Origin of the sequence: uncultured Fretibacterium sp., assembly GCF_938040765.1 — a bacterium.
In the GTDB taxonomy this organism is placed as follows: Bacteria; Synergistota; Synergistia; order Synergistales; family Aminobacteriaceae; genus CAJPSE01.
This window is the reverse complement of the sequence record NZ_CALIAA010000022.1, coordinates 1-7993: the sequence shown is the minus strand read 5'-3', so window position 1 is coordinate 7993 and position 7993 is coordinate 1. Positions and strand designations below refer to the sequence as shown.

8 protein-coding genes and 1 riboswitch are annotated in these 7993 nt (G+C 64.9%); of the genes, 2 read left to right on the top strand and 6 right to left on the bottom strand.

Translation table 11 applies throughout. From position 1 onward, the window contains the following. Nucleotides 1-100: 100 nt before the first annotated feature. From Q0176_RS00695 to Q0176_RS00685, 3 genes are read right to left on the bottom strand one after another with little or no spacing between them, the layout of a single operon-like run. A complete protein-coding gene (locus tag Q0176_RS00695) occupies nucleotides 101-874 on the bottom strand; it encodes an ABC transporter ATP-binding protein (protein ID WP_299298032.1) in 774 nt (257 codons plus the stop codon). A 4-nt stretch (nucleotides 875-878) separates the two neighbouring features. Further along, a complete protein-coding gene (locus Q0176_RS00690) occupies nucleotides 879-1883 on the bottom strand; it encodes an iron ABC transporter permease (protein WP_299298030.1) in 1005 nt (334 codons plus the stop codon). 52 nt (nucleotides 1884-1935) lie between these two features. Next, complete coding sequence (locus Q0176_RS00685) at nucleotides 1936-2832, bottom strand: sirohydrochlorin cobaltochelatase (protein WP_299298028.1); 897 nt, start codon at nucleotides 2830-2832, stop codon at nucleotides 1936-1938. A 141-nt stretch (nucleotides 2833-2973) separates the two neighbouring features. Then, a riboswitch (cobalamin riboswitch) is annotated at nucleotides 2974-3179 on the bottom strand. 337 nt (nucleotides 3180-3516) lie between these two features. Here Q0176_RS00685 and rny point away from each other — a divergent pair. Then, a complete protein-coding gene (rny, locus tag Q0176_RS00680) occupies nucleotides 3517-5046 on the top strand; it encodes a ribonuclease Y (RefSeq protein WP_299298026.1) in 1530 nt (509 codons plus the stop codon). Between the two features lie 158 nt (nucleotides 5047-5204). Further along, complete coding sequence (locus tag Q0176_RS00675) at nucleotides 5205-6002, top strand: TIGR00282 family metallophosphoesterase (RefSeq protein ID WP_299298024.1); 798 nt, start codon at nucleotides 5205-5207, stop codon at nucleotides 6000-6002. 106 nt (nucleotides 6003-6108) lie between these two features. Here Q0176_RS00675 and Q0176_RS00670 read toward each other — a convergent pair whose 3' ends face one another. The 3 genes from Q0176_RS00670 to Q0176_RS00660 form a co-directional block, all read right to left on the bottom strand. Further along, entirely contained in the window at nucleotides 6109-7077 is a 969-nt protein-coding gene (locus Q0176_RS00670; protein ID WP_366796958.1) for a TAXI family TRAP transporter solute-binding subunit, read from the bottom strand. A gap of 129 nt (nucleotides 7078-7206) precedes the next feature. After that, nucleotides 7207-7554, bottom strand: a complete 348-nt coding sequence (gene rsfS, locus Q0176_RS00665; protein WP_299298020.1) for a ribosome silencing factor — start codon at nucleotides 7552-7554, stop codon at nucleotides 7207-7209. A 93-nt stretch (nucleotides 7555-7647) separates the two neighbouring features. Beyond that, on the bottom strand, nucleotides 7648-7993 hold a 346-nt coding region (locus tag Q0176_RS00660), incomplete at its 5' end, for a LytR C-terminal domain-containing protein (RefSeq protein ID WP_299298018.1).

The window sequence follows — 7993 nt, the reverse complement described above, 5'->3', positions numbered from 1 at the left end:
TCGTGCCTTCTAAACGGGGTGCAGGGGCCTGCGGCCCTTGACGGGGTGGAGGGGCGGAGCCCCTCCGCCGTCCCGCCGTTCGTTGTTTTCATCGCATCGTTCATTCCGCCAGGGCGCGCCACAGCACGTCCCCCCTTTCGGATCGATAGGGCAGAAACTCCGCTCCGTAAAGCCCTTTCAAGGTCTCTTTGTCCAGACCGGACGCCGGGCCCCATGCCGTCAGCCGCCCGCCCCTCAGGGCCATGAAGGCGTCGGAGAAGGGCAGCGCGGCATTGAGGTCATGGGCAGCGGCGACGACGGTCTTGCCCTCCCGGGCCAGGTCCCTCAGGACGGAGAACACGCGGGCCGCCTGGTTGGGGTCGAGCGCCGACGTGGGCTCGTCCAGCAAGAGGACCGGCGGGTCCTGGGCTAGCACGGAGGCCAGCAGCACGCGCTGCGCCTCCCCGCCCGACAGCTCCGTCGCGCGGCGCGGCAGCAGGTGGGCCACGTCCATGCGCTCCGCCGCCGCCGCGATGCGCTCCTCGTCCTCCCCTGTCAGCCGCGAGAACAGGCCCCGATGCGGAAGGCGTCCCATCCCGATAACCTCCCATACAGAGAAGGGGTAGGCCGTTCGGAACTGCTGCGGGACCACGCCCACCCGGCGCCCGAACTCCCGCCGGGAGAGGGACCGGGCCTCGCGCCCGTCCAGGGTCAGAGTCCCCCCGTAGGGCTGCAGGCCCGCCAGGACCCGAAGCAGGGTGCTCTTGCCGCTGCCGTTGGGGCCGATCAGGGCCGTCAGGCAGCCCGAGGCTATCTCCCCATCGAGCCCATCCAGGACGGCACGCTCGCCGTAGCGGGACGTCAGGGCCCCGAACCGGAAGGACGGCCGCGCCATCGGGTCACCGTGCCCCGCGCCGCATCAGGAGCCAGCAGAAAAAGGGCCCCCCGATCAGCGCGGTGAGCACGCCGACCGGCAGCTCGCCCATCCGCTGGGCGAACCCGTCCGCAGCGGCCAGAAGGGTCCCTCCCGCCAGGAAGCAGAGCAGCGACAGGGGCCGATGGGCGGGCCCGACCGTCAGGCGGACGAGGTGCGGGACGACGAGCCCCACGAACCCCACGATGCCGAACCGGCTCACCGCCGCGGCGGTCCCCAGGGACGCGGCGCAGAGCAGGAGACGCCGCAGCTTCGCCTCGTCGACGCCCAGCATCGCACCCCGCCCCTCGCCCAGCGACACCGCGTCGAGCATGGGGCCGCAGGCCCAGGCGGGGAGCAGAACGAGAGCCGCGGCCGCCCACACGGCGGCGGCCCCCTCGGGCCCGGCACCGGAGAAGCTGCCCATCAGCCACAGGACGATGGCCCCCAGCCGGTCGTCCGCGACGGCCTTGAGAAACGTCACCCCGGCGGAGAGGACCGCGTTGGCGATCACCCCCGCCAGGACCAGATGAGCCCCGCCCCCTCCGCTCCGCCAGGCGATGAGCCCGACGAGCCACAGCGCGGCGACGGCGCCCGCAAAGGCCATGGGCGTCACCAGGGCGGCGTTGAAGATGAGGCCACAGGCCCCGCCAAAGGCCGCCCCGGCGGCGATGCCCAGGGTGTAGGGCTCGGCCAGCGGATTTGAGAGCAGTCCCTGGAGCACCGCCCCGGAGACCGCAAGCAGGCCGCCCGTCCCGACAGCGGCGAGGAGGCGGGGCAGCCGGACCGTCCGGACGATCAGCGCCTCGGGCAGGGTACGCTCCGCCTCGGGCAGTCCGGGCCGCAGCAGGGCGGCCACGCGGGAGAGCGGGATGTCCCACTCCCCCAGCGCGAGCCGCCAGACCGCCGTGGACGCCAGGAGCCCCAGCAGCACCGCCCCAAGGACCCATCGCCGGCGTCCCCGTTCCGACCGGTGTGCGGAGATATCCATCGCCTGCCCGATGCCGGGTAGAAAAGGAAATCGGGAAAGTTGAAGAAAAACCCTACCGCATCATCTCGCGGATGCGGTCCACGAACACCTTCGCCATCTGCGGGTCCTCGCCCAGCCCCACCAGGTAGGGCTCGATGTTCCTGTAGCCCGCCTTTTTGAGCAGGTTCAGCCACGACTCGTCGTCGTCCGCCCCGGCAAGGTCGTTGTTGGCGTGGTCGCCCGCGACGATCATGAGCGGCGAGATCACGAGTTTCTTGATCGAGGGGTTCCGCTTGAGCTCCCGGATGACGTCCTCGATCGTCGGGGCCGCCTCGACCGTCCCCAGGAAGAATTTTCCGTGGGCGGCGCGGTCCAGGGAGAGCTGGAGCTGGCTGTACATGGCATTGGCGATGTGGTGCGGCGTGCCGTGGCCCATCAGGACGATCGCCGTTCCCCTCTGCTTCAGGTAGGGCGCGAAGCGGTCCATGAGGATCCTGGCCATGCGGTCGCAGTCGGGCACGCTGTGGAGGTAGGGGACCCCCAGCTCGATCTTCTTGAACCCGTACTTGCCCTTGAGCGAGGCGAAGGCATCGACGACGTTCCGCATTTCGTCGTACTCCTCGCCCGGGATGATGTGGGTGGGCATGACGTAGACGTGGGTGAAGCCCTCGTCGTTCATTTTCGCCAAAGCCTCGACCGGCGTCGGGACCTCGATGTTCTGCTCGCGGGCGATCTTCCTGCGGATGATGTTGGACGTGAAGGCCAGACGCACCTCCGCGTCGGGGAAGGACTTTTTGGCGCTGTCGACGAGATTGTCGATGGCCTTCCGCGCCTCGGGCATGGAGGTCCCGAACGAGGCGATCAGGATGCCCGTCCGGTCGGTTTTCTCCTGGTCTTGAGGGTCGGCGAAGGCCGCGGAGGCGGCAAAAAGAACCGTGAACGCCATAAAAGCAAACAGGGATTTCATCATCGTTCATTCTCCTCTCCCAAAATCGCGTCCAGCCCCGTGCCACAGGACGCCGGACACAAAAAAAGACACGCCCTCGTCGTCGTGTCTCGCCCTTTTACAGCGCCGTTCACCTGCAAAGGAGTTCGCCCACGCAAACGTCACTTCCCTCCCGCCTGCGAGCGCGATATCCTGACTTCCCCTCGTCCTCGTCCGCCCCTTCCCGGAGGATGGTGTTCAACGGGTCCTCCAGTGGGTGATGCGCGCGGATTCGTCCGGGTCACAGTGGCGGGGCCGTGCGGGTGTCGCACCCGCTTCCCGCGTCCGCAGGGACCTGATTGTTTTTAAGCACGTTACGAACATCATTCAATCACAGCGCGGAGGGGTTGTCAATGCAGCGGCAAAGAAAGGGAGCATAACCCGATTTTGTCGGGACCTGGCAGTATTTTTTCAAAAAATGACGTTCGGAGCTTGTTAATCATCCCATCGAAATGTACAATTTAATAAATGTGTCGGGAGAGATTCCTCCCCCCTGTAGGATCGACTTGAATTTGAGCGGGCCGCGGAAAAACGAAAAGCCCTCCGAAACTTTGCGCTTTCAGGGTTTTCTTTTTATCTTTCCGGCTTTTTGCAAAAAATCGAGTGAGCAGGACACAAACACCGCCTGTTCTCCGCCATTGGGGAACGGGGAGAAGGAGAGACTGTGCCATGCAGTATCTTATTGTGATAATGGCCGCGGCAGCCGGGGCCGGGATCGGCTACCTGGTGCTGAGGGCCTGGGACAACACGCGCCTCGCGGGGTACAAGAACCGGATGATCACCATGCTCGAGGAGACCCACGAGGCGGCCGAGAGGACCAAGAAGGAGCGTATGGCCGAGGCCAAGGAGGAAATCCTCCGGCTGCGCCAGGATGCCGAGCGCGACATCAAGGAGCGGCGCAACGAGCTTCAGCGGGCCGAACGCAAGATCGAGCAGAAGGAGGAGAACCTGGACCGGAAGCTGGACAGGGTCTCCCACAAGGAGGACGAGCTGCGCAGCAGGCAGGAGGCCCTGGAGCAGCGGGGCACGGAGCTCGAGACCTTGATCCAGCAGCAGAACTCGAAGCTGGAGGAGATCGCCTGCCTGACCCGCGAGCAGGCCCAGGAGATCCTGCTCCGCAAGACGGAGGAGGACGCACAGTACCTCATCGGGCTCCGTCTTAAGGACCTGGAGGAGAAGGCCCAGAGGGAGGCCGACCGCAAAGCGCGGGAGATCGTCGTCTCGGCCATGCAGCGCTGTGCGGTGGAGCACGCCGGAGACGCGTCGGTCAGCGTCGTCCCCCTGCCGACCGACGACATGAAGGGGCGCATCATCGGGCGGGAGGGACGCAACATCCGCGCCTTCGAGACCCTGACGGGCGTGGACCTGATCATCGACGACACCCCGGAGGCCGTGACCCTCAGCAGCTTCGACCCCATCCGTCGGGAGATCGCCCGGCGGTCCCTGGAGCGCCTCATCCAGGACGGGCGCATCCACCCCGCGCGCATCGAGGAGCTGATCGACAAGGCCTCGCGGGACGTCGAGGAGGACGTCCTCTCTGCGGGGGAGTCCGCCATCCTGGAGATGGGGATCAAGAACATGCACTCGGAGCTGATCCGCACCCTGGGACAGCTCAAGTTCCGCTTCAGCTACGGACAGAACGCGCTTTCCCACAGCCTCGAGGTGGCCAGCATATCCGGGGCCATCGCCTCGGAGCTGGGGCTGGACGAGGAGCTGGCGCGGCGGGCGGGCCTGCTGCACGACCTCGGCAAGGCCGTCGATCATCAGGTCGAGGGGCCCCACGCCGCCATCGGGGCGGACCTGGCGCGGCGCTTCGGGGAGAGGCCCGAGGTGGTCAGCGCCATCGCCTCTCACCACGACACGCTGGAGGTTCATTCCGTCTACGACGTTATCGTCGCCGTGGCGGACGCCGTCAGCGCCTCCCGGCCCGGCGCCCGGCGCGAGAGCCTGGACGCCTACATCAAGAGGCTGGAGAAGCTCGAGGAGCTGGCCCAGGCGTTCAACGGCGTCTCCAAGGCCTACGCCATCCAGGCGGGACGTGAGGTCCGCGTGGTGCTCTCCTCGAACAACACGGACGACGGCACGGTGCACAAGCTGGCCTACGACATCGCCCGAAAGATCGAGGCGGAGATGAAGTACCCCGGCCAGATCAAGGTCAACGTGTCGCGGGAAACGCGAGCGACGGAGTTTGCGAAGTAATTCCAATTCCAAATCATTCGTATGCTTTGTTGTTTTTGCTCACCTTGCTCGACGTACTTCTTTGTACGCCTTCGCTGCGGTTCGCAAAAGCCGCCTTGCCTACAAACGATTTGGAATTAGAATAGTCCGAGAGGGAAAACAAATCGAGGGAGGCATCTATGCGCATCCTTTTTGTCGGCGACATCGACGGCAGCCCGGGGAGAACGGCTCTGGCGAACGCCCTCCCCGCCCTTCGGGAGGAGTGGCAGGGGTTCGACTTCGTGGTCGTCAACTGCGAAAACGCCGCTGCCGGTAAGGGCATGACGGGAAAGATCCTGGAGGAGTTCCTGGCCCTGGGCGTGGACGGCATGACCTCGGGGAACCACATCTGGGACAAGAACGCCTTCTACCCGATCCTGGACGAGGAGACGCGGGTGCTGCGCCCCGCCAACTACCCTCCCGAGTGCCCGGGGACCGGGGCGACCGTCCTGCAGCGCAACGGGAAGAAGCTGGGGCTCGTCAACCTTCAGGGACGGGTGTTCATGCCCCCCATCGACTGCCCCTTCCATTGCGCGGACGCCCTCCTGGAGGAACTGCGGGCGAAGGAGGGGAACGCGCTCCCCGTCCTCGTGGACTTCCATGCGGAGGCGACGTCCGAGAAGAAGGCCCTGGCCCTTTACCTGGACGGACGCGTCTCCGCGGTCCTCGGTACCCATACCCACGTTCAGACGGCGGACGAGCAGATCCTCCCCAGGGGCACGGCGTTCCTCAGCGACGTCGGCATGACGGGCGGGCATGGGGGCGTCATCGGGGTCACGGCAGAGACGGTGCTCCCCCGCTATCTCACGGGGCTCCCCTCCCGATTCGAGGTCTGCGGGGAGTCCCCCTGCGTCAACGCCGCGGTCCTGGAGATCGACGAGTCCACCGGGGCGGCGCTGCGCATCGCGCGCGTCTTTCGGAGGATGGACTCCCTCTAGGCCGCTGAATCCAAAGACTACGTGACACAAAAGGGCGCACCGGAAAATTTCCGGAGCGCCCTTCGTCGGCGTATGCCTTCGTCGGCGTATGGATGAATCGGAAGCGTTACAGCTCGGGAACCTTCATTCCCTTTTCCTTGTAGTAGTTCGCCGCTCCGGGATGGACGGCGATGGAGGCGCCCTTGAGCGCCGTATCCAGGGAGATCAGCTTCGCCTTGTCGTGGACGGGCTTCAGTTCCTCCAGGTTCTCGAAGATGGCCTTGGTGATGTTGTAGACCAGGTCGTTCGGCATCGCCGCGTCGCAGACCAGAATCGCCATGACGGCCGGGGTGGGGGTGTCGTGATCGATCCCCTTGTAGGTGCCCGCGGGGACGATGTCCTTCGTGAAGTAGGGGAACTGTTTGACAAGCTTGTCCAGAAGGTCGTCGTCGAAGGCCACGAGGTCGATGTCCCTCTGGGCCGCCAGGGCCATCACCGCCGCCGTCGGATAGCCGGCAAGCACGAAACCGGCGTCCAGCTGTCCGTCCTGAATACGCTCGGCCGTGTTGGCGAAGTCCAGAAAATCGGCGTTCATGTCGGAATATTTGAGTCCGGCCACCAGGAAGATCGAGCTCAGGCTGCCGGCCACTCCCGACCCCGGCGCGCCGACGGAGACGCGCTTGCCCTTGATCTCCATCAGGCTTTTGATCCCACTGCCCTTCACCGTAATGCACTGCACGTGCTCCGGATAGAGGGACGCGATCATCCTCAGGTTCTCCACCGGCTTGTTGAAGGGTTTTTCGCCCCTGGCCGCCAGATAGGACACGTCGTTCTGAACCAGCGCCATGCTCACCTCATGCCCGGCGATCAGGTTGATGTTCGCCGCGGAGGCGTTGCCCGTCTCGGCCGTCACCTCGACGTCGGGCACATGACTGTTCATGACCTGGGCCAATCCGCCGCCCAGGGGATAGTACGTCCCGGCCACGCCGCCCGTCGCGATGGAGAGGAACGTCTTGTCCGCGGCGACGGCGGACCCCGCCGTCAAAAGAAGCCCCACTGCGAGAAAGACACCCAGAACCTTCTTCAAATCGAACACCCTCCTCTTCTGTATGAACAGGAATTATGAAGCCGAACCACAAAACAGCCCCAAAAGCACGAGACCGACTATCGAGATGTTACTTTACTACAAAACAGAGCTCGGCGCCAGACCCCTGGGCAAAACGGTCTATTCCACGTATTCGTAATGGAGCGCCTCGGCGTCTCCCCAAAGCTTCTCGAGTTTGTAGAATTCCCGTCCCTTTCGGCTGAAAATGTGAACGGCGACGTCGCCCGCATCGATCAGCCGCCAGTTGGAGCTGTGCTCCCCCTCGAGCCGGACCGCCAGGCCCCGGCGTCTCAGGGCCTCCTCTGCCGTCTCCGTCAGGGTCCTCATATGGACCTCGGAATTTCCCGTCGCCAGGACGAACACATCGGCCAGCGTCCCCGCGTCCCCAAGGTCCAAAACGACGATATCCTGCGCCTTCTTGTCGGACAGCGCCGAACAGACGTCCTCGTAATCTCCGAGCTTTCCCATAAAACCATACCTCCTCTCAGGGGAAAAGATCTCCGAAAAATGTCGAAAAATCGTTCATAATCAATCATTCACGCTCGGTCAAGGAATCCGCCGTCAGAAGTTCAGGGACTCCAGGCGCCTGAACACGATCTCCTTGTCGTGCCCGAAGATGATGGAGACTAGGGTCGCCCGCCGGTCCTCCCGGACCAGGCCGGCGTTGGTTATGCCGCAGAGCTCCGCCAGCGCCAGGGCCGCATCTCTGCTCGCCTCCTTGCCGCCGGCGGGGTAGATGATGTTCGTCGAGTGATAGTCGAAATGCCGTGCGTTCCCCGCGTAGGGGACCTCGATCCCTATCCGCTGAAAGACCCGGGAGGCCCTCTTGCCGAGGCCGGAGGCCCCGTCCCCGTTCAGAATGCCGATCTTGCCGATCCGCTCCCGAAGCTCCCTCAGGCGCTCCTCC

Bases quoted from the DNA above. Each gene is read 5' to 3' on its own strand.
- Q0176_RS00685 (WP_299298028.1), bottom strand. From the start codon at position 2,832: ATGATGAAATCCCTGTTTGCTTTTATGGCGTTCACGGTTCTTTTTGCC.
- rny (WP_299298026.1), top strand. From the start codon at position 3,517: ATGCAGTATCTTATTGTGATAATGGCCGCGGCAGCCGGGGCCGGGATC.
- rsfS (WP_299298020.1), bottom strand. From the start codon at position 7,554: ATGGGAAAGCTCGGAGATTACGAGGACGTCTGTTCGGCGCTGTCCGAC.
- Q0176_RS00675 (WP_299298024.1), top strand. From the start codon at position 5,205: ATGCGCATCCTTTTTGTCGGCGACATCGACGGCAGCCCGGGGAGAACG.
- Q0176_RS00690 (WP_299298030.1), bottom strand. From the start codon at position 1,883: ATGGATATCTCCGCACACCGGTCGGAACGGGGACGCCGGCGATGGGTC.
- Q0176_RS00695 (WP_299298032.1), bottom strand. From the start codon at position 874: ATGGCGCGGCCGTCCTTCCGGTTCGGGGCCCTGACGTCCCGCTACGGC.